This is a genomic window from Demequina zhanjiangensis (genome assembly GCF_030418315.1).
Taxonomy (GTDB): domain Bacteria; phylum Actinomycetota; class Actinomycetes; order Actinomycetales; family Demequinaceae; genus Demequina; species Demequina zhanjiangensis.
This window is the reverse complement of the sequence record NZ_JAUHPV010000010.1, coordinates 41,256-60,828: the sequence shown is the minus strand read 5'-3', so window position 1 is coordinate 60,828 and position 19,573 is coordinate 41,256. Positions and strand designations below refer to the sequence as shown.

Genomic DNA, 19,573 nt, shown 5'->3' with positions numbered 1-19,573 from the left:
CGCGGCGTCGGGAAGGCCCGGCCTAGCCCAGCGTGACGACGGCGCCCGTGGCCTCGGTCCAGGTGACAGTGCCCCCGGGGAACGTCATCGACACCGCGTCGTCACCCACGTACGGAGCCGCAGTAGGCCACCCGAGCGAACCGCCAAGCCCGCCGGCCTCTGCGACTGCAGTCGAGATCTGCGCCGGGATCCAGGCCCGTCGGCTGCCGGACGTCACGAGCGTGCCGTGCTGGAAGTCCTGCATCGCGAAGCCGTGCTCCGGGTCGCGGTAGAGACCCGAGGTGGGCCATCCGAGAACACCCGACTCCGCGCCGTAGGCGAGCCACGCGTTCTTGAGGCCGCCGAACACGGACTGCACGCCGCTCTCCTCGGTCCACGTCAGCACTGCAGAGCGGAACGTCTGGCTCATGCCGCCACCGTTGGCGGTCGACTCGACCGGCGCGCCGGTCGGCCAGCCGTAGTTGCCGGTGACACCGCCCGCCTCGCTGACGAACGGGACGAACTCCGAGCCGATCCAGCCGTACGTGGAGCCGCTCGTGTAGAGCGTCCCGTGCTGGTAGTCCTGCGCGGAGAGTCCGGTGGCCGCGTCCTTGTACAGGCTCGAGACAGGCCAGCCGAGCTCGCCCGACGGGCCGCCGAGCGCCTGCCACGCCCTGTACATGCCGCCGAACACGGAGATGACCTCGCCGGCCTCGGTCTTCGTGAGCGTGGCCCGCGCGAACTCCTGACGGACTCCACCGCCGTTGCTCGGGTCCTCGATGCCGCCGTTGCCTGGCCATCCGTACACGCCGGACGGGCCTCCGCTCCTCGCGTACATCTCCGCGAACTCGGGAGACACCCAGCCCTTGCTGCCGCCGGTGACGTAGATCGTGCCGTGCTCGAAGTCCTGCACCGCGGCGCCGCTGCCGGTCTCGCGCCCCATGCCGGTGGTGGGCCAGCCGAGCGCACCGTCAGGACCGCCGTACGAGAGCCACGCCCTGTACATGCCGCCGAAGACGGAGATCGCCCCCCGCTCCTCGTTCCAGGTCAGCATCGCCGCGTCGTACTCCTGGTACCAGCCGTCCGCACCGTAGCGGCGCGGCAGCTCGGCCCATCCGTACGTGCCGGTCAGGCCGCCAGAGGCATCCACCTTCTCCCGGAGCTCGTTCGGCACCCAGGTCGAGTCGCCGCCGTCGAGGAAGATCGTGCCGCCCTCGAAGTCCTGCGCCTGCAGATCCGAGACGGGGTCCCTGTAGAGGTTGCTCAGCGGATACCCGAGGCTTCCCTCGGTCAGCGCCGTCCACACGTAGCGCTTGTACGCGTTCCCGTACACCTTGTACGTGCCGTACTCGCCCGTCGCGACCACGAGGCCGCCGGCGAACAGCTGGTGGCGTCCGCCGACCCCGGTGCTGGTGCGAGTGTTGTCCTCCCTCGGCCAGCCGAGGTTGCTCTCAGGGCCGCCCCTGGCGCGCCAGAAGTTCAGGACAGCTCCCCAGACGACGTGGGCGCCGTACTTCTTGCTCCACACGATGTAGCCGCCGTCGAAGGCCTGCACCAGGCCGCCGCCGTTGTCCGAGTACTGCTCGAGGTCGCCGACCTTGTCGCCGAGCCACCCGTCGGCGCCGCCCTCCTCGGCCCACTTCGCCTCGACCTGGCCGGCGCCCGGCACCGTGGTGGAGCCGAACCAGTCGGTGTAGAGCCGCCAGAAGTTGCGGTTGCCGTATGCGGAGCACGAGTCGCCGGTGCCGTAGAGGTTGTTCAGCGCCGCGGCGTTCGGCGTGTACGGCGTGTAGACGTACAGGGCGTGAGTCGCCTGGTTCGCGACGAAGACGCTCTTGGAGCCGCAGGACTGCCTGGGGTTGTAGTAGATGGACGACGTCGTGCCCGCGGCGTAACGGTTGTAGTGCGTCGAATGCGGCAGCGTGTAGCCCTTGAGCAGCTTCGCGCCGTAATAGACCTGCTCGTAGAAGCCTGCATAGTCCTCGTCGCACGGCGCCGTGTCGGGGCAACCGGCACCCATCGCGTACGCGAACGCGCGGGTGGAGGGGGCAGTGCTCGTGATGAGGCTCTGCTCCTTCTGGAGGATCACCATGATCGCGCGGGGGCTGATGTCGCAGGCCTTGGCGACCTTGGCGATGATCTGGCCGGCCGTCTGGTTGGAGGCGGCGGAGATCGCCGCGCACCCGTAGTACGAGGTGGCGGACTTCGAGGTCACGTTCTCCCGGTAGTTCTCGATGCACGTGCGTCCGATCGCGCATCCGGGATTCTTCGAATCGATGAACCAGTCGATCTGGGCGGCCGTCATCGAGTCGCCGTCGAAGAACAGCTCGTCCGAGATGATGTAGCCGGGGTCGAAGTCGCTGGCATCCGCAGCCTGCGCCGTCGTAGGCGTGACGGCGAGGACCGTCACCGCCATGACGGCAGTCAGGATCGTGGCCGCCCATCGGTGCAGACGGCCAGCGGCGAACGTAGGACGCATGGGGTCGTACCTTTCAACGGATGCCAGAGCGCGCAGCGCCCAGGGTAAGTGAGTTATCGGCGGGTTCCCAGCAGGCCCTGAGCCGGCGTGGCCAAAGTCACTCGAATGTGACGGATCGGGCGAGGCTGTGCATCTGGTCCGAGACATCCGCGGCGGCGTCGACCGAGGTCGTCACGACACCCGACACGATGACCTCGGAGGTGAGCACGTAGAACATGGACTGCGCGTCCCCGCCGAGCCCTCCCGCGGGCACCGTGTCGACCATCAGCAGCGGGTCGCCCGCGTCGGTCGTGGTGACCTCGTGCGAGACCTCCACCCCGTCCTCGGCGCCCAGGGATCCGAACGTCGACGCGAAGTAGGCCTCCGCATCCGTCGACCCGCTGTCGTTCGTGGTCGAGACGACCGACACGACAGATCCGTCGGAGAGGGTCCACACCCCGACGACCTCGTCGACCGAAGGGTCGGCGGCGATCTGGTCCACGATCTCAGACGAGGCCTCAGACCAGTCGGCCGGCGCCTCGACTCGAGGCTCACGCGGAGCCTCAGCCGTGGAAGTGGGGCTCGGCGAACCTGTCGGTGAGGCGGTCGAGGCCGGGGCTGACGAGGTGGCCGCGACGGTCGGCCCGGCGGTCTCCGTCGGCTCGGGCTCGGGTGACGAGGTGCACCCCGCGAGCACGGCGAGCGCTGCGGCTGCCGCGAAGGCGGTGGGCACGAGGTTTCGGGCTTGCACGATGCTCCTCACAGTCTGGTCGTCGCCACGATACGTCGTCGACACCCTCCTGCCGGGAGACGTGGCCGTGCGCGCACCCACGAGAGCGGCGCAAGCGCAAGAGACGGGCGGGACGATGCCTGCGCATCGCCCCGCCCGTCTCGGCTCAGATCGGCTGGCCTTGGAGGACCGTCGGCCGATCAGGTTCAGACCTGCGTCCGGATCACTCGCCGCCCTCGTTGAGGGTGACCTCGATCGGTGCGTAGTCGGCGCCGAACACGTCGACGCCCTCGGCCTCGAGCTCCTCGAGGGCCGCGTCCACGTAGTCGTTCGTGTAGGCGGTCTCCGGCGGCTCGGTGGTGATGATGGTCGCACCCTCAGGGTTGACCGTCTCGAGCGACATGGAGACGGTCGCGTCCCACTGGTCCTCGTTGATGTGACCCACGCCCGAGGTGGACGGGAAGATCAGCTTGTTGACCTCGTTGGCCATCCACAGCTGGTGCGAGGTGCCGAGCGTCGAGCCTGCGGCGGTGACGATGTCGGCCGCGGCCTGCGGGTCGTCCTTCGCGAAGACGCAGCCCTCGATGGTGCCCTTGATGAACGCCGTGGTGGCCTCCTCGTAGGCGGGCTCGGAGGCCAGGCGGTCCGCGTCGGCCCAGATGGCGTCCTGCAGCATGGCGCTGCCCTCGTCGTTCCAGTCGATGACGACCAGGTCGTCCTCGGTGTAGAGCTCGCCGGTCTCCGGGTTGATCGTCTCGAGGACCTGCGCGTACTCGTTGTAGGTCATCGCCTGCGCCGCGTCGATGTCGCCCGCGATGAAGGCGTTCATGTCGAACGCCTGCTGCACGGTCGAGCCGCCGGCCAGGTCGTCGAGCGTGACACCGTTGGCCTGCATGCCGGCGATCAGCTCCCACTCGTTGCCGTAGCCCCACGAGCCGATGCTCTTGCCCGCGAAGTCGGCCGCCGAGGTGATGCCCGAGTCGGCGAACGCGACCTGAAGCGTGCCCGAGCGCTCGAAGATCTGCGCGACGTTGGTGACGGCCGCGCCCTGCTCGACGGCGCCGAGCACCTTCGGGACCCACGAGATCGCGAAGTCGGCGCCACCGGAGGTCAGGACGTCGATCGGGACGATGTCCACCGCACCCGGGAGGATCGTGACGTCGAGCCCCGCCTCCTCGTAGTAGCCCTGGTCGAGCGCCGAGTAGTAGCAGGCGAACTGCGCCTGCGTCAGCCACTGCAGCTGCACCGAGACCGGCGTCAGCTCCTCGGCCGCCGGCGCGTCGGACGACGTGCCCTCGGGCTCCGAGGCCTCGGTGTCGCCCGAGCAAGCGGCGAGCGTGAGCGTGCCAGCGACCGCCAGCGCCGCTCCGGCCATGACGCGGCGTCCGCGTCGTGCCATCTGAACCATGGTTCTCTCCCTGTTCTCCCCTGTCGGGACCCCCGTCGTGCGCCGGGGGCCTATGTCCCGCTCCTGTGACGGTGCGAGAAGCTCTCAAGTGCGGCGGTGACGCCGTAGAAGACCGTGCCGAGCAGCACCGCGCCGAGCACGTAGGCCCAGGCGACGGTGTAGTTGCTGGCGGCGGCCGACGAGGTGATCGCACGTCCGAGACCCTTGGCGGGCCCTCCGAAGTACTCGGCGATGAGCGCGGAGATGACGGCGAGCGAGGACCCGATCTTGAGCCCCGTGAGGACGTAGGGGATGGCCCCTGGGATGAGAAGCATGCGGTTCGTCTGCTCCTTCGTCGCAGCGTACGAGCGCATGAGGTCGCGGTGCACGGGCTCCACCTGGCGGAGGCCGTGCAGGGTGTTGAGGTACATCGGCACGAACACCGCGACGGCGGCGACGAGCTGGCGCCCTGTCTCGGCGGCGGCGCCGAACATGGCGTAGAAGATCGGCGCGAGAGCGACGATCGGGATCACGGCAAGCGCCGCGACGAGCGGCACGAGCATGCGGTCCAGGAAGGTGAGGGCGTTCGCGATGATGGCGACGAAGATGCCGAGGACGGCGCCGATCAGCAGGCCGATCAGGGCGTTGAGGCCGGTCGCGAGGCTCGCCTCCATGATCCCCGACGCGGTGTCGGCGAACGCGCCGGCGATGCCCGACGGGCTGGGCACCAGGAACGGCTCGACCTGGAAGGCGACGACGAGCAGCTGCCAGAGCGCGATCGCTGCCGCCCCCAGGACCACGGGGGCCAGGAGCGTGCGTGCGGTCGAGCCTGCGTTCATCGGTTCTCCACCCCTCGGGCGCCGGCGGTCTCGCCGCCGTGCAGGGCGTTGCGGACTGCGGTGACGCCCTCGTAGAAGGCGGCGTCCTCGCGCAGCTCCTCGTCGCGGCTGGAGAAGTCCAGGTCGATCACCTCGGTGATGCGTCCGGGCCGGGGCGACATGACGACGACGCGGTCGGACAGGAACACTGCCTCGGGGATCGAGTGCGTGACGAAGATGACGGCCGCTCCGGTCTCCTGGCACAGGGCCACGAGCTCGTTCTGCATGTGCTCGCGCGTGATCTCGTCGAGCGCGCCGAACGGCTCGTCCATGAGCAGCAGACGCGGCCGCTCGGCGAGCGAACGGGCGATCGCGACGCGCTGCTTCATGCCGCCGGAGAGCTGGTCCGGCTTGTGGTCGGCGAAGTCGGCGAGACCGATCAGCTCGAGCAGCTCGTCGGAGCGCTCCTTGCGGTCGCGGGGCTCCCAGCCGTGAATCTCGAGCGGCAGCTCGATGTTCGCGCGGACGCTCCGCCAGGGCAGCAGGCCGGCCTGCTGGAAGGCGATGCCGTAGTCCTGGTCCTTGCGCGCCTTCTCCGGGGTCTTGCCGAAGACGGTGATCTCACCGGACGTGATGCCGTCGAGGTCGGCGACGAGGCGCATGAGGGTGGACTTGCCGCAGCCGGAGGGGCCGATGAGCGAGATGAACTCGCCTGCGGCGACCTCGAGGCTGACGTCGGAGAGCGCGTGAACCTCAGCGCCCTTGCGGGAGCGGAAGATCTTGTCGACGTTCGTGACGGTGACGGCGACGGGCTTGGCGGTCATGCCGGAGCCCCTCCTCTCGTGTAGCGCCTGAGTCCCACGCCGATGAGCGCCACGAGGCCCGCCGAGACGAGTCCGATCAGCACTGCGCCGAGAATGGGTGCGTAGGTCTTGGCGGGGTCGCCGCTCGCGGTGGCGGCGAACTCGATGATCATGCGGCCGATTCCTCCGCCGAGGCCGATGGAGACCTCGGCGACGACGGTGCCGACCACGGCGTTCGCGGCGGCGAGCCGGAGCGCGGGGATGAGGTACGGCACTGACGACGGCAGGCGGAGCTTGCGCAGGGTGGTCCACCAGGAGGCGGAGTAGGCGCGGAACAGGTCGGTGTCGGCGCTGGGAGGCGACTTGAGCCCGCGCAGCGCGCTGACGGCGACGGGGAAGAACGCGAGGTACGACGCGATGACGGCGACGGACATCCAGTTCTCCCACTGGAAGGAGCCGATCGTGATCTCGGAGCCCCAGCGTCGGACGAGCGGAGCGATGGCGATGAGCGGCACGGTCTGGCTGAGCACGACCCACGGCAGGATCGCGGACTCGGCCGTGATCCACCGCTGCATCAGCAGCGCGATGCCCAGCCCGAAGGTGACGCCGATGAGCCATCCGAGCGCCGCGATGCCGAGCGAGAAGGCGGCGGCCTGGAGGACCGCCCACCACAGCACGTCGGCCCCGGCGGCGCGGGTCACGGGTTCGAAGAGGCGGGCGAGGACGTCCCAGGTGTGCGGCATGGCGATGTCGGTGGTGCGCGGCAGCACGGTGACGTCGCCGATCACCACGCCCTCGTCGGGTCCGAGAGCCTTGTAGATCTCCCAGATCGCGAGCGCGGCGATGACTCCTGCGATCCCCCACAGGACCGCTGCCGCACGCTTGGACATCGTCGCTCCCCCGCTCAGCTCTTCGCCGTGATGGAGTCGGACAGCGCGGGGATGACCTTCTCGCCGTACACGCGGAGGGTCTCCTCCTTGTTGTCGTGCTGGAGGTAGCCCGCGAACTGCGTGACGCCGACGGCCTTGAGCGCCTCGAGCTTCTCGATGTGCTGGTCGGCGGTGCCGAGCACGCAGAAGCGGTCGACGATGTCGTCCGGCACGAACTCGGCGTGCGAGTTCCCTGCGCGGCCGTGCTCGTTGTAGTCGTAGCCCTTGCGCTCGGCGATGTAGTCGGCGAGGACGTCGGGGATGTGGTCTCCCTTGCCGTACTTCTCGACGATGTCGGCCACGTGGTTGCCGACCATGCCGCCGAACCAGCGGCACTGCTCGCGCATGTGCTCCCAGTCGTCGCCGATGTACATGGGTCCGGAGATGCAGAACTCGAGGCTGTCAGGGTCCTTGCCCGCGTTGGAGGCGTTGGTCTTGACGGTCTCGATCATCCACTTGGCGATGTCGACGTCGGCGCACTGGAGGATGAAGCCGTCGCCGACCTCTCCTGCCGCCTTGAGCGCGAGCGGCCCGTAGCCCGCGACCCACACCTCGAGCTCGGAGGTCCTGGCCCACGGGAACTGCAGCGTCGCACCGTTGTGCTCCACCGGACGACGGTTGGCGAGCTCGCGGATCACCTCGATCGACTTGCGCATCTCCTTGACGGTGACGGGCTTGCCGTTGAGGACGCGGACGGCGGAGTCGCCGCGGCCGATGCCGCACACGGTCCGGTTGCCGTACATCTCGTTGAGCGTCGCGAAGGTGGATGCGGTGACGGTCCAGTCGCGGGTCGCCGGGTTGGTGACGTAGGGGCCGACCTTGATGCGGTCGGTCTCGGCGAGGATCGCGCTGTAGATGACGTACGGCTCCTGCCACAGCAGGTGCGAGTCGAAGGTCCAGAAGAAGCCGAAGCCGTGCTCCTCTGCCCTCTTCGCGAGCGCCACCGTGCGCTGCGCGGGCGGATCGGTCTGGACGACCACTCCGAAGTCCATGGGTCTTTCCTCTCGGGGGAAGGGTGAGGCCGGGCGGGGCGCGGCTAGATGAGGTACTGGGACAGGCCGCGCTTGACGAACGAGCCGTGGCCCTTGGTGCCGAGGAACGTGTCGTTCTCGACGAGCACGCTGCCGCGCGACATGACGACGTCCACGTGGCCGTCGATCTCCCAGCCCTCCCAGGCGGAGTGGTCCATGTTCATGTGGTGCGTCTTGCCCACGCCGATCGAGGTGTGACCGTTGGGGTCGTAGACGACGATGTCGGCGTCGGCGCCGGGCTGGATGACGCCCTTCTTGCCGTACATGCCGAACATGCGGGCGGGCGTGGTCGAGGTGATCTCGACCCAGCGCTCGAGCGTGATCTCACCGGTGACGACGCCTTGGTAGAGCAGGTCCATGCGGTGCTCGACAGAGCCGATGCCGTTGGGGATCTTGCGGAAGTCGCCGAGTCCGAGCTCCTTCTGGTCCTTCATGCAGAAGGGGCAGTGGTCGGTGGAGACCATCTGGAGGTCGTTGGTGCGCAGGCCGTTCCACATGTGGTCCTGGTGCTCCTCCTCCTTGGAGCGCACGGGGGTGGAGCAGACGTACTTGGCACCCTCGAAAGCGCCCCACTCCTCGGAGGTGGCGCCCAGGTGGTCCTCGAGCGACATGTAGAGGTACTGAGGGCAGGTCTCGGCGAAGACGTTCTGGCCGCCGTCGCGGGCGGTCGCGATCTGGGCGAGCGCCTGCTTGGCGGACACGTGCACCACGTAGAGCGGGGCACCGGTGATGTTGCCCAGCATGATCGCGCGGTGGGTGGCCTCCTCCTCGGCCTGCCACACGCGTGCGACGCCGTGGTAGTACGGGTCGGTCTTGCCCTGGGCGACGAGCTGCTCGGCGATGACGTCGATGACCGGGCCGTTCTCGGCGTGCATCATCGTCATCAGGCCGGTGTCCGCCGCGATCTGCATGGCCTTGAGGATCTGCGCGTCGTCGGAGTGGAAGACGCCCGGGTAGGCCATGAACATCTTGAACGAGGTGATGCCCTCGTCCACCAGCTTCGGAAGCGCGGCGAGCGCGTCGGCGTCGGCGCCGCCGATGATCTGGTGGAAGCCGTAGTCGACGAACGTGTTGCCGTTCGCGAGCTCGTGCCAGGCGGCGAGGCCGTCCTCGACCTTCTCGCCGGTCTTCTGGACGGCGAAGTCGATGATCGAGGTCGTGCCTCCCCAGGCGGCGGCCTTGGTGCCGGTCTCGAACGTGTCGGACGCGTTGGTGCCGCCGAACGGGAGCTGCATGTGGGTGTGAGCGTCGACTCCGCCGGGGATCACGTACTTGCCGGTGGCGTCGATGACGCGGTCGACGGTGGACGCGAGGTCGTGCCCGAGCGACGTGGAGCCGGGCTGGAGCACGGCGACGATGGTCTGGTCGTCGACGAGGACGTCGGCGAGGACGCGGCCGGTGGCCGAGACGACGGTGCCGCCCTTGATGAGTGTGGTGGCCATGATGGTCTCTCCCTTCGTTCCTGATGCCTTACGGGGCGACGATCTCGCCGTAGCTGTCGGGGCGGCGGTCGCGGTAGAACTGCCAGTCGTCGCGCATCTGCTGCACGAGGTCCATGTCGAGCTCGCGGACGATCAACTCCTCGTCAGTGCCGGAGCCGAGCTCGCCCACGTAGTTGCCGCGCGGGTCGACGATCTGCGACTTGCCGTAGAAGTCGACCGCCTCGTCGCCGTACTCGTTGTCCTCGCGGCCCACGCGGTTGGGGGCGAGCACGAAGTAGCCGTTGGCGACGGCGGCGGCGGGCTGCTCGATCTCCCACAGGCGGTTGGAGAGGCCGGGCTTGGTGGCGTTGGGGTTGAACGCGAGGTGGGCCCCGTTGAGTCCGAGCTCGCGCCAGCCCTCGGGGAAGTGGCGGTCGTAGCAGATGACGACGCCGACCTTGCCGACGGCGGTGTCGAAGACGGGGTAGCCCATGTTGCCGGGACGGAAGTAGAACTTCTCCCAGAACTTGTCCACGTGGGGGATGTGGTTCTTGCGGTACTTGCCGACGATGGTGCCGTCCGCGTCGACCACGACGGCGGTGTTGTAGTACACCCCGGTCATGTCCTCCTCGTAGATGGGGAGGATCATCACCATCGAGAACTCCTTCGCAAGCGCGGCGAAGCGCTGCACGATCGGGCCGTCGGCCGGCTCGGCGTAGCGGTAGTACTTCTTGTCCTGGGTGATCCCGAAGTAGGGGCCGTAGAAGAGCTCCTGGAAGCAGATGACGTCCGCGCCCTGGGCCGCGGCGTCGCGCACGAACTGCTCGTGCTTGTCGAGCATGGACTCCTTGTCCCCGGTCCACGTCGTCTGGGTGATCGCTGCCTTGATGACAGTCATTCCATTCGCTCCTCTATGTCGTTGAGGCGTCGCTGAGGCGTCTCGAATGACTGTTATCGTGAGGCTTGAACATTTCTCCTCTGTTTCCTTTCGTGACTGTCTCGTTACGGACGGGACACGACATGAGCACGGACCGGGGGCTGCCGCCATGGACGTCGGGACGTTGGTCCGGGAGATCGAGGAGCCCAATCCGCAGGGCATCGCCGCAGCGCTGTCCATGCTGATACGCACCGGAGAGCTGCCCCCCGGCACCCGGCTCCCCACGGTCCGCGCGCTCGCCGCCGAGCTCGGCGTCAGCCCCGCGACGGTCAGCAACGCGTGGCACGGCCTCATCACCGCGGGCCTCATCGCTGCCCGCGGACGCGCCGGCACCTTCGTGCTCGAGCAGCCGACGCCCTGGCTCACGCCCCGCTCACACCGGCTCGCGGGCCGCGCGCCCTCACCCGAGGGGACGCTCCCCCGCATCGACCTGGCCACGGGCATGCCCGACCCGGCGCTCCTGCCCGACATCAAGGCCAGCCTCGACCGCGCCCTGCCCCGCCACGCGAACGTCGCCACCTACCTGCAGCCCCCGCTCATCCCCGAGCTCGAGGCCCCCCTGCGCCGCATCTGGCCGTACGAGCCGCAGGCGCTCACCGTCGTCGACGGGGTGATGGACGGCATGGAGCGCGCCCTGCGCACCGTCGCCCGCTTCGGCGACCGTGTGGTGGTCGAGACGCCGACGTTCCCCGTGCTGCTCGACCTGCTCGAGCACCTGCACCTGATGGCCGTGCCCGCCACGATGGACAGGCACGGCATGCTGCCCGAATCGCTCGACGCCGCGCTGTCCTCACGGCCCGCCGCGGTGGTCCTGCAACCGCGCGCCCACAACCCGACCGGCGCCTCCCTCACGGCCGGCCGCGCCGCAGACCTGGCCGCCGTGCTCACCCGCCACCGCTACGGCCGTGACGCGGTGGTAATCGAGGACGACCACAGCGCCCTCGTCACCGCCGCGCCCTCCGTGAGCCTCGGCCAGCATCTGCCCTCCCGGACGCTCCACCTGCTCGGCTTCTCCAAGTCCCATGGCCCGGACCTGCGCATCGCCGCGCTCGGCGGACCCCAGGGGGCGATCGACCGCATCGTCGGGCACCGCGTGCTCGGTCCTGGCTGGACCTCGCGGATGACGCAGGCGCTCCTGCACCACCTGCTCGAGGACCGCGCTGCCGAGGCCACGGTCCGACGCGCCCGCTACGCCTACTTCACCCGCCAGCGCGAGCTCGCCGCAGCCCTCCGCGCCGCCGGCGTCACAGTGTCCGCAGCCGACGGCCTCAACGTGTGGGTGCCTGTGCGCGACGAGCAGGCCGCCCAGATCACGCTTGCTGCGCACGGCATCCGCGTGAGCCTTGGCAGCGCCTTCCAGGTGGGCGGAGACGACGAGCCCCGTGGACTCCAGCCCGGACCCCACCGGGGCGACCACATCCGCGTCAGCCTTGGCCTGCTCGTCGAAGGCTTCCCCGAGATCGCCGCGGCGATCGCTCTCGCCGCCCACGAAGGCTGACACCTCCCGGCAACACGTCGTGGCTATGCTGGCACCCAGGGTCCCTGCCGGGTGTGGCATGGTGCGCCGTCCAGATCGGGGCGGCAGGCCCGTACGAGATCGCCGTCGTCGTCGCCACTCAAGGACACCTCCATGCCTCGCCACACCCTGCCCGCGCTCGTCGCGGCCACCGCCGTCGTCGCCCTCGCCGGCTGCTCCGCCACCACCGCGTCGGAGCCCCCCGCCGCCGAGTCGGCAAGCCCCACCGCGACCGCCGACCTCGCCCCCACGAGCGTCGACAACTGCGGCTTCGACGTCCCTCTGGGCGGCTCGCCCGAGCGGATCGTCACCGTCAAGTCGACCACCACCGAGCTCGTCCTCGAGCTGGGCCTCGGCGACCGGATCGTCGGCGCCTCCTTCCTTGACGGCGAGATCGACCTGCCCTACTCCGACGCGCCCACCGACATCCCCGTCCTGTCCGACTTCCTCCCCGGCCAGGAGGCGGCGCTCGCACTCGAGCCGGACCTGATCTTCGGAGGCTGGGAGTCCAACTTCGCGGCCGACGGCGTCGGCGAGCGCGACGTGCTCGCGGACCGCGGCATCGCCTCGTACGTCGCCCCGTCCGCGTGCCGCGAGGACGGCTACCAGCCGGACCCGCTCACCTTCGACCTGCTGTTCTCGCAGATCGAGGAGGCAGGCGCCGTGCTCGGCGCCGAGGACGCGGCGGCGACGCTGGTGACGGAGATGCGGGCGGACCTCGACGCGGTGGTGCCCGACGACCGCGGGCTCACCGCGCTCTGGTACTCCTCGGGAGACGACACCCCGTACGTCGGCGCCGCCATCGGCGCGCCGCAGATGATGATGAACGCCGCCGGGCTCACCAACATCGTGGACGTCCACGACACGTGGACCGCCGTCACGTGGGAGTCGGTCGTCGCCGCCGATCCCGACGTGATCGTGCTCGTCGACGCCGCATGGAACACCGCCGAGAGCAAGATCGAGCGCCTCGAGACCATGGACGCGACCGCCAACCTCACCGCGGTGCAGGAGCAGCGGTACGTGATCGTCCCCTTCGCGGCGGGGGAGGCGGGCGTGCGCAACGCGCAGGCCGTCCAGTCGATCGTGGATCAGCTCGCCGAGATCGAGACCGACTGACACATGGAGGTCCGACCCATCCGAGCACACGCGGCGGTCCCCGTCGCGCTCGCGGTGCTGCTCGCCCTCTCGATCGTCGTCGCCGTGACGATCGGGGTGGCCGGGCTCACCGTGGGGCAGGTCTGGGATGTGGTCGCCTCCCACCTGGGGCTCGGGGCGGGCTCGGCTCCCTCCACCACGACGGATGCGATCGTGTGGGGGATCCGGCTCCCCCGCGTGCTCACAGCGGCCCTCGTCGGCGCGGGGCTCGCGACCGCGGGCGTCGTCATGCAGGGCATCACCCGCAACCCGCTCGCCGACCCGTACCTGCTCGGGCTGTCCTCGGGCGCCTCGCTCGGCGCCGTGTCCGTGCTCCTGCTCGGCATCGGGTCGGCGGTCGCGATCACCGTGGCGCTGCCCGTCGCGGCCTTCGTCGGGGCCCTGGTGGCGCTCGTCGCGGCGCTCGGAATCGCCCGCCTCGCCGGGGCGATCACGCCGACGACGGCAGTGCTTGCGGGTCTCGCGATGTCGCAGCTCTTCGCCGCTGCGACCTCCCTCGTGATCGTGATCGCCGCGAAGGGCGACTCGTACCGGGAGGTGCTGAGCTGGCTGCTCGGGTCGCTCGCCGGATCCTCGTGGTCCACGGTCGCGGTCGCAGCGATCGCACTCGTGGCGATCTACCCGGTCCTGCGGCTCTACGCGCCTCGCCTCGACGCCTTCGCCCTGGGAGAGTCCGCGGCCGAGGCGCTCGGCATCCCCGCGCGACGCACCTACATCGTGCTGTTCGTGCTCGTCGCCGCGCTCACCGGTGCGATGGTGTCCACAAGCGGGGCGATCGGCTTCGTCGGGCTCGTGCTCCCCCACGTGGTCCGCGCCCTCACCGGAGGCCTTCACCGACGGGTCCTCCCGGCTGCGGCGCTCGGCGGTGCGATCTTCCTCGTCTGGGCGGACACGCTGGCCCGCACGGTGCTCGACCCCCGCGAGATCCCCGTCGGCGTGGTCACCGCGTTGATCGGCGTGCCCGTGTTCGTGCTCGTGCTGTGGCGGTCGGGGAGGTCCACATGGAGCTGAACGTCCAGGACGTCACCGTCCACCGGGGGCACCGGGAGGTGCTGTCGGACGTTTCCTTCTCGGCCGGACCCGGCGAGCTCGTCGGCCTGCTCGGACCGAACGGCGCGGGCAAGTCCACCCTGCTCGGCGCGATCGCGGGCATGCTCTCGCCCACCTCCGGGCAGGTCACCGTCGACGGCCTCGTCGCGCATCGCGCGCCCCGCCAGGAGATCGCGAGGCGCCTCGCGCTCATGGAGCAGCAGGCGGACCGCAACATCCCGCTGACCGCGCTCGAGATCGTCGAGCTGGGCTCGCTCCCCCACCACAGGACTTTCGCACGCGGCGACCACGCGCGCCGCAGCGCCGAGGCGCGCGCGGCCCTCGACTCCGTCGGCGCGGGCGCCTTCGCCGATCGCGCCTGGCAGAGCCTGTCCGGGGGCGAGCGGCAGCGGGTCAGCGTGGCCCGGGCGCTGGCGCAGCGGCCCGGCATCCTGCTGCTCGACGAGCCGACGAACCACCTCGACGTCACCGCGCAGCTCGACACCCTCGACCTCGTGTCGCGGCTCGGCGTGACCGTCGTCGCCGCGCTGCACGACCTCAACCATGCGGCCCGCTGGTGCACCCGCGTGATCGTGCTCAGCGACGGCACCGTGGCGGCCGACGGCCCACCCGCCGAGGTCCTCACGCCACGGACGCTCTCCGAGGTCTACGGGGTGTCCGCGACCGTCCTCACCCACCCGAGCGACGGACGGCCTGTCATCGCGTTCGACGGCTCGATCGACTAGCCGCAGGCACCGCCGGCCCGGACCTCAATGCGAGAGCGCCGGGAGCACCTCGGCGCCGAACGCCTCGATCCACTCGCGCTGGTTGCGTCCTACGTGGTGGAGGTAGATGCGGTCGAACCCCAGATCCAGGTAGCGCTGGATGCTCGCGCGATGCTCCTCGAGGTCGGCGCTGATCAGCATCCGATCCTCGAAGTCCTCGGGCCGCACCAGACGCGCCATCTGCTCGATCTCGTAGGGCGAGCGGATGTCGCCATGCGGGAACCGCATCGCGCCGTTCGGCCACTCGGTCATCGCGTGGGCGAGCGCCTCGTCGTACGTGGGAGCCCAGGACAGGTGGAGCTGGAGCACCTTCGGCATGACGGCCGGATCCTTGCCGGCCTCGCGCGCACCCTTGGAGAAGCTCGCGAGCAGCTGTTCGAGGCGCGCGGCGGGCGCGCCGACGGTGATGAGCCCGTCGGCGTTCCTGCCAGCACGACGCGCGGCCACCGGTCCAGCGGCGGCGACCATGATCGCCGGCGCGACCTCGGGCATGGTCCACAGGCGGGTGGACTCGAGCCTGTAGTAGGTGCCCGTGTGGCGGACGTCCCTCCCCGCGAGCGAGGCGTCGAACAGCTTGCGGATGATCTCGACCGCCTCGAACATGCGGTTGATGCGCTCGGGCGGCTCGGGCCAGTACTCGCCGACGATGTGCTCGTTGAGCGCCTCACCCGAGCCGATTCCCAGCCAGTGCCGCCCGGGATGGAGGGCGGCCAGCGTGGCCGACGCCTGGGCGACCATCGCGGGATGCCACCGGAACGTCGGCGTCGTGACCCCAGGGCCCAGGTCGCCGGTCGTGTGCTCGCCGATCGCCGACAGCACGTTCCACACGAACGGCGCCTGACCCTGCTGCGGTACCCACGGCTGGAAGTGGTCGGCGGCCATGACGCCGCTGAAGCCGTGGCGCTCCGCGTGGATCGAGAGGTCGACCGCCTCGCGCGGGGCCAGCTGCGCGAGCATCGCCGAGTAGCCGATCGTCATGCGCGGCATCGTACGCGCCGGATCGGCACCTGAGCGCACGGATAGAACTGGACCTGTGCGCTGGCGTGCCGCACGGACGCTGTCCCGTCAGCCCTCGCCCGCGCGTCCTGGCATCGCGTGAGTGCCGAGCTCCACGCCGATCCCGGCACTCAAGCGATGCCAGCGCTCGGAAGCCTCAGCAGTCGCAGGCGATGCGTTCGCCCGACGTGCTGGCGACCGCGGTGAGCGGGTCCGGGACGCGGGTCGCGTCGATCGTCAGCGTGATGCCGCTCGCCTGGTCGTGGGCCTCCCGGTCGACGGGCAGACCTTCGCGGGCCCAGTACTCGAAGCCGCCGATCATCTCCTTCACGGCGTAGCCGAGCTCGCTGATGATGAGTCCCGCGCGGGTGGCGCCGTTGCAGCCGGGGCCCCAGCAGTAGACGACGAACTGCGTGCCCTCAGGGAACTCGGCGGGGATGCGCGCGGGCATGTCGGGCTTGGGCATGTGGATCGCGCCGCGCACGTGCCCCTGCTCCCACGCCTCGACGTTGCGCGTGTCGATCAGCACGAAGCCAGGTTCACCGGACTCGAGAGCGGCGTGGACGTCGGAGCAGTCCGTCTCGAAGGAGAGACGGGCTGCGAAGTGCGCGGCGGCCTGGGCCGGAGTGGGGACGGTCTCCATGGATAGAAGGTACGCACGCGGGACGGTGCCGGTCCAGAGGCTTCCGGCACCGGGCTGGAAGTCTCAGCTCGCTTCCGGAACCGACCGATAGGGTGCTCCGGTGGCCGCCGCGGGAAGGCTCCCGCGCACGCGAGAGGGAGAGCTTGATGTCACAGACGGGGCAGGGTGCTGAGGCACCGCTCGGCGAGCAGACGAGCCCGGTGAAGGCGCGGCGACGGCGCGGCCCCTGGATCGTGGCCGTCGTGATCGCGGCGGTCCTTGCGACGATCGCGGTGGGCATCGGAGGCGGGTTCCTCCTCTTCTCCCAGGCTGAGGCGGCCGCCTCAGCCGCTCCGACGTCCGAGGCGCCTGCAGCCTCCCCCGACGCTCCGGAGCCGACGCGGGAGTCCGTGATCGCGGAGAACGGATCGGTCCCCTCGTACCTGGGCACAGACCTCGATGGGGTCGCGGTGTGGAACCTCCGGAACTACTGGGGCCATCTGTCGATCCCCGACGGCTGGGCGGACGTCACCGCCGAGCACCTCGAGGCGCAGCCCGAGGACGGGGACTGGCTCGGGGGCGTATGGGCCCTCGATGGCGGCACGGCCGCGGCGTCCGATGCGCTGCTCCAGGTGGACGTCTTCGCCGCAGGCGACTCTGCGTCGTTGCCGATCGAGGACGCGATGGACGGCTACTACCTGCCTGCGGACAGGTCCGGGCTGGGTGCGATGGAGGTGGGCCAGAGCCCGCTCGGATACGAGACCGCGACGGTCGAGCTCACGGGCGACTCCACCGACACGTTGCTGCTGCTCGTGCGGTGCGGAGACTCGGACGTGACGTTCACCCTCACCACCCCGTCGGGCGGGCTCAAGCCGTTCCGCGCGGAGGTGGAGGCCGCCGCCGCCTCGTATCGCGCGGACGGCTGACAGCCCGCTCGCGCGTGTGCGGCCCGGCGCGCTTGCACGGTTCTCCACAGGTTTGCGGATCTCCGCATCGGCGCCGCCGCGCTCACTAGCCTGACCGCATGAGGAACGGACCGGCCGAGGTGGTGGCGCGCTACTGGGAGCTGATGCGGCAGAACCAGTTCGCGAAGATCAGCGAGCTGCTGCACGACGACTTCACCTGCGTGTGGCCCCAGTCGCATGAGCTGATCCGTGGCCCCGAGGCGTTCCGGCTGATCAACGCCGACTACCCGGCCGGCGCGCGCTGGACGTTCGAAGTGGAGCGTGCCGCGGTGGACGGCGGCGCGGTGGTCACGGACACGCGTGTCAGCGATGGCCGCACGAACGCGCGCGTGATCACGTTCTTCACGGTCGACGCAGGACGGATCGTGCGCATGCACGAGTACTGGCCGGACGACTATCCGGCGCCCACGCACCGCCGGCACCTCGTGGAGCGCTGGCCGGCGGCGTGACCATCACTTGGTCTCGGGGAGCAGGCTCTTCACATTGGCGACGAGCTCCGGCTCGTCGACGCTGATCGTCCCGCTCACGCCGGGCGCCACGAACTCGAGGTGCCACCACTCGGGCTTGGAGCCTCCCGGCCGTGCCCAGCGCGGGTGGACCCAGCCGTAGTCCGCGCCGTTCGCCGCCATCCACCTCGCGGAGTCGTAGTCGAAGTCGATCGCCATGCCCCAGCCGTGGTTGGAGGTGCCGGGCGCCGCGGTGGTGGTGGGCTTGGCCGCCCGTGCGGCGACCTGGGCGGAGTAGGACCGGTACGAGTCGGTGAAGCTCAGGTTCCGGCCGGTCTCGGCGCGGTAGGCGGCGTTCGCCGCCACGAGCGAGCGGACCGCGTCGCGGTGCAGCATGTGGCTCGGCGCGAACGGGATCGCGGTCAGCGCGGAGGACGGGAGGCGGCCGTTCGAGTAGGAGACGCCGGGGGGCGCGCCGCTCCAGCCGTTCTGCCGGGAGGCGACCGCGGCGCGATAGGCGGAGGTGAGCTCGTCGGCGGCCTCGGCCTTCGCGACCCTGTACGCCTGGGTGATCTCCGCGTTCTCGGCGTCGATGCGCTCGTTCTCGGCGTCGACCCACTCGAGGTGGGACATGCCGACGCCGATCATGGCGTCGTCGAGCCCTGCCTTGGCGTCGCTGATCTGGGACACGAGCGTCCGGACGGATCGCAGGTCATCGAGCTCGACGCTCGACGCGAGGGCGGCCTTGAGATTGTCGCGGGCGTCGGTCGCGGACTCGATGGTGAGCGGGTCCATGACCCTGTCCCCCACGGTCGCGAGGCTGTCGAAGGTGTCGGCGAGCTGGGAGTTCGCGGCGATGACGTCGGCGTGAAGGGTGTCGACGGTGTCGGCGAGCACGGCACGGGCGGTGGCGTCATCGACGTCCTTCGCGGCGCGATGCACCTCTGCGGCGGCCTCGTCGAGCGCTGCTGCGGTCGCCTCGAGCTCCTCGGTGGCGGCGCGGACGGCATCGAGGCCGACGGGCTCGCGGTCGAGGACCTTCTGGACCTCCTCGTTCTGGATGACCGGCTCCTCGGCCGTCTCCTCCTGGTCACCCGGGTCGCCGTCGGCGGCCTCCTCGGCCGAGGGGTCGACGCTCAGCGGAGAGGGAGCCTCTGCAGTCGGCTCCACGAGCGGCGGCGTGGCGACGATCTCAGGGATGTCGACGACCACATCGAGGCTCTCCGCAGTGGAGGCGGCGGCGGTGATGGTGCTGTCGAGCTGGCCGACCGCGGTGGACACCGAGTCCTCACCGAGGTGCGCCTCGGCGACGATGGTGGCGGACTGCGCGCGCTCGATGGAGGCCGCGAGTCCGTCGCGCTTGTCCTCGACTGCGCGTGCGGCCTCACGGGCCTGGTGGAGGGCGACCTCGACGGTGGCGGCGTGAGCGCCTGCGGCGCCTGCTCCTGCGCCCACAGAGGCGACGATGGACGCGGCCGCGAGGTAGCGGAGACGTGACGTGGTGAACTTCATAGGCAGGGGGGGACGTCCGGATGGCCGGACCGGGGCACTCCATATCTCGACGGG

The 19,573-nt window shown here is 70.1% G+C and carries 18 protein-coding genes; 6 read left to right on the top strand and 12 right to left on the bottom strand.

From position 1 onward, the window contains the following. Positions 1-22: 22 nt before the first annotated feature. From QQX04_RS13670 to QQX04_RS13630, 9 genes are all read right to left on the bottom strand, one after another. Entirely contained in the window at positions 23-2,458 is a 2,436-nt protein-coding gene (locus QQX04_RS13670) for an LGFP repeat-containing protein (protein ID WP_301130131.1), read from the bottom strand. A gap of 97 nt (positions 2,459-2,555) precedes the next feature. Further along, the gene (locus QQX04_RS13665; RefSeq protein WP_301130130.1) at positions 2,556-3,188 is read right to left on the bottom strand and encodes a hypothetical protein; all 633 of its coding nucleotides are present in this window, start codon (positions 3,186-3,188) and stop codon (positions 2,556-2,558) included. Positions 3,189-3,390: 202 nt separating this feature from the next. Next, positions 3,391-4,575 carry an ABC transporter substrate-binding protein gene (locus QQX04_RS13660; protein WP_301130128.1) on the bottom strand — a complete coding sequence of 395 codons (1,185 nt, stop codon included), beginning with the start codon at positions 4,573-4,575 and terminating at the stop codon, positions 3,391-3,393. A gap of 50 nt (positions 4,576-4,625) precedes the next feature. Further along, positions 4,626-5,393, bottom strand: coding sequence for an ABC transporter permease (locus tag QQX04_RS13655; RefSeq protein WP_301130127.1), 768 nt, complete (start codon positions 5,391-5,393; stop codon positions 4,626-4,628). Continuing rightward, positions 5,390-6,196, bottom strand: coding sequence for an ABC transporter ATP-binding protein (locus tag QQX04_RS13650; protein WP_301130125.1), 807 nt, complete (start codon positions 6,194-6,196; stop codon positions 5,390-5,392). The genes QQX04_RS13655 and QQX04_RS13650 overlap by 4 nt, the downstream gene beginning before the upstream one ends. Beyond that, positions 6,193-7,065, bottom strand: a complete 873-nt coding sequence (locus QQX04_RS13645; RefSeq protein WP_301130124.1) for an ABC transporter permease — start codon at positions 7,063-7,065, stop codon at positions 6,193-6,195. The genes QQX04_RS13650 and QQX04_RS13645 overlap by 4 nt, the downstream gene beginning before the upstream one ends. A 14-nt stretch (positions 7,066-7,079) precedes the next feature. Further along, positions 7,080-8,096 (bottom strand): TIGR03842 family LLM class F420-dependent oxidoreductase, encoded by a 1,017-nt coding sequence (locus QQX04_RS13640; RefSeq protein ID WP_301130122.1) that lies wholly within the window; start codon positions 8,094-8,096, stop codon positions 7,080-7,082. Positions 8,097-8,140: 44 nt separating this feature from the next. After that, a complete protein-coding gene (hydA, locus tag QQX04_RS13635; RefSeq protein ID WP_301130120.1) occupies positions 8,141-9,577 on the bottom strand; it encodes a dihydropyrimidinase in 1,437 nt (478 codons plus the stop codon). Positions 9,578-9,605: 28 nt separating this feature from the next. Next, positions 9,606-10,454, bottom strand: a complete 849-nt coding sequence (locus tag QQX04_RS13630; protein ID WP_301130113.1) for a nitrilase-related carbon-nitrogen hydrolase — start codon at positions 10,452-10,454, stop codon at positions 9,606-9,608. A gap of 148 nt (positions 10,455-10,602) precedes the next feature. Here QQX04_RS13630 and QQX04_RS13625 point away from each other — a divergent pair, with 148 nt between their 5' ends. The 4 genes from QQX04_RS13625 to QQX04_RS13610 all read left to right on the top strand — a co-directional run bounded on the left by QQX04_RS13625 (position 10,603) and on the right by QQX04_RS13610 (position 14,939). Continuing rightward, complete coding sequence (locus QQX04_RS13625; protein ID WP_301130112.1) at positions 10,603-11,991, top strand: aminotransferase class I/II-fold pyridoxal phosphate-dependent enzyme; 1,389 nt, start codon at positions 10,603-10,605, stop codon at positions 11,989-11,991. 132 nt (positions 11,992-12,123) lie between these two features. After that, the gene (locus tag QQX04_RS13620; protein ID WP_301130110.1) at positions 12,124-13,125 is read left to right on the top strand and encodes a putative F420-0 ABC transporter substrate-binding protein; all 1,002 of its coding nucleotides are present in this window, start codon (positions 12,124-12,126) and stop codon (positions 13,123-13,125) included. 3 nt (positions 13,126-13,128) lie between these two features. Further along, positions 13,129-14,175, top strand: a complete 1,047-nt coding sequence (locus QQX04_RS13615; RefSeq protein ID WP_301130108.1) for an iron chelate uptake ABC transporter family permease subunit — start codon at positions 13,129-13,131, stop codon at positions 14,173-14,175. Then, positions 14,166-14,939: an ABC transporter ATP-binding protein gene (locus tag QQX04_RS13610; RefSeq protein ID WP_301130106.1), complete on the top strand. Its 774-nt coding sequence runs from the start codon at positions 14,166-14,168 to the stop codon at positions 14,937-14,939. Before QQX04_RS13615 ends, QQX04_RS13610 begins: the two co-directional genes overlap by 10 nt. 24 nt (positions 14,940-14,963) lie before the next feature. Here QQX04_RS13610 and QQX04_RS13605 read toward each other — a convergent pair whose 3' ends face one another. Continuing rightward, entirely contained in the window at positions 14,964-15,965 is a 1,002-nt protein-coding gene (locus tag QQX04_RS13605) for a TIGR03557 family F420-dependent LLM class oxidoreductase (protein WP_301130104.1), read from the bottom strand. A gap of 166 nt (positions 15,966-16,131) precedes the next feature. Then, positions 16,132-16,617, bottom strand: a complete 486-nt coding sequence (locus tag QQX04_RS13600) for a rhodanese-like domain-containing protein (RefSeq protein WP_301130102.1) — start codon at positions 16,615-16,617, stop codon at positions 16,132-16,134. A gap of 146 nt (positions 16,618-16,763) precedes the next feature. On the opposite strand from QQX04_RS13600, the gene QQX04_RS13595 reads away from it, so the two are divergent. Together QQX04_RS13595 and QQX04_RS13590 are read left to right on the top strand one after the other, a co-directional pair. Then, positions 16,764-17,522 (top strand): hypothetical protein, encoded by a 759-nt coding sequence (locus QQX04_RS13595; RefSeq protein WP_301130101.1) that lies wholly within the window; start codon positions 16,764-16,766, stop codon positions 17,520-17,522. A 98-nt stretch (positions 17,523-17,620) separates the two neighbouring features. After that, positions 17,621-18,010, top strand: coding sequence for a nuclear transport factor 2 family protein (locus QQX04_RS13590; RefSeq protein ID WP_301130099.1), 390 nt, complete (start codon positions 17,621-17,623; stop codon positions 18,008-18,010). Between the two features lie 3 nt (positions 18,011-18,013). Here QQX04_RS13590 and QQX04_RS13585 read toward each other — a convergent pair whose 3' ends face one another. Then, on the bottom strand, positions 18,014-19,519 hold the full coding sequence (locus tag QQX04_RS13585) for a M15 family metallopeptidase (RefSeq protein ID WP_301130097.1): 1,506 nt from the start codon (positions 19,517-19,519) through the stop codon (positions 18,014-18,016). Positions 19,520-19,573: the final 54 nt, after the last annotated feature.

Coding starts and splice junctions, on each gene's coding strand:
- QQX04_RS13670 (WP_301130131.1), bottom strand. CDS start 2,458: ATGCGTCCTACGTTCGCCGCTGGCCGTCTGCACCGATGGGCGGCCACG.
- QQX04_RS13660 (WP_301130128.1), bottom strand. CDS start 4,575: ATGGTTCAGATGGCACGACGCGGACGCCGCGTCATGGCCGGAGCGGCG.
- QQX04_RS13655 (WP_301130127.1), bottom strand. CDS start 5,393: ATGAACGCAGGCTCGACCGCACGCACGCTCCTGGCCCCCGTGGTCCTG.
- QQX04_RS13650 (WP_301130125.1), bottom strand. CDS start 6,196: ATGACCGCCAAGCCCGTCGCCGTCACCGTCACGAACGTCGACAAGATC.
- QQX04_RS13645 (WP_301130124.1), bottom strand. CDS start 7,065: ATGTCCAAGCGTGCGGCAGCGGTCCTGTGGGGGATCGCAGGAGTCATC.
- QQX04_RS13640 (WP_301130122.1), bottom strand. CDS start 8,096: ATGGACTTCGGAGTGGTCGTCCAGACCGATCCGCCCGCGCAGCGCACG.
- hydA (WP_301130120.1), bottom strand. CDS start 9,577: ATGGCCACCACACTCATCAAGGGCGGCACCGTCGTCTCGGCCACCGGC.
- QQX04_RS13630 (WP_301130113.1), bottom strand. CDS start 10,454: ATGACTGTCATCAAGGCAGCGATCACCCAGACGACGTGGACCGGGGAC.
- QQX04_RS13625 (WP_301130112.1), top strand. CDS start 10,603: ATGGACGTCGGGACGTTGGTCCGGGAGATCGAGGAGCCCAATCCGCAG.
- QQX04_RS13620 (WP_301130110.1), top strand. CDS start 12,124: ATGCCTCGCCACACCCTGCCCGCGCTCGTCGCGGCCACCGCCGTCGTC.
- QQX04_RS13615 (WP_301130108.1), top strand. CDS start 13,129: ATGGAGGTCCGACCCATCCGAGCACACGCGGCGGTCCCCGTCGCGCTC.
- QQX04_RS13610 (WP_301130106.1), top strand. CDS start 14,166: ATGGAGCTGAACGTCCAGGACGTCACCGTCCACCGGGGGCACCGGGAG.
- QQX04_RS13605 (WP_301130104.1), bottom strand. CDS start 15,965: ATGCCGCGCATGACGATCGGCTACTCGGCGATGCTCGCGCAGCTGGCC.
- QQX04_RS13600 (WP_301130102.1), bottom strand. CDS start 16,617: ATGGAGACCGTCCCCACTCCGGCCCAGGCCGCCGCGCACTTCGCAGCC.
- QQX04_RS13595 (WP_301130101.1), top strand. CDS start 16,764: ATGTCACAGACGGGGCAGGGTGCTGAGGCACCGCTCGGCGAGCAGACG.
- QQX04_RS13590 (WP_301130099.1), top strand. CDS start 17,621: ATGAGGAACGGACCGGCCGAGGTGGTGGCGCGCTACTGGGAGCTGATG.
- QQX04_RS13585 (WP_301130097.1), bottom strand. CDS start 19,519: ATGAAGTTCACCACGTCACGTCTCCGCTACCTCGCGGCCGCGTCCATC.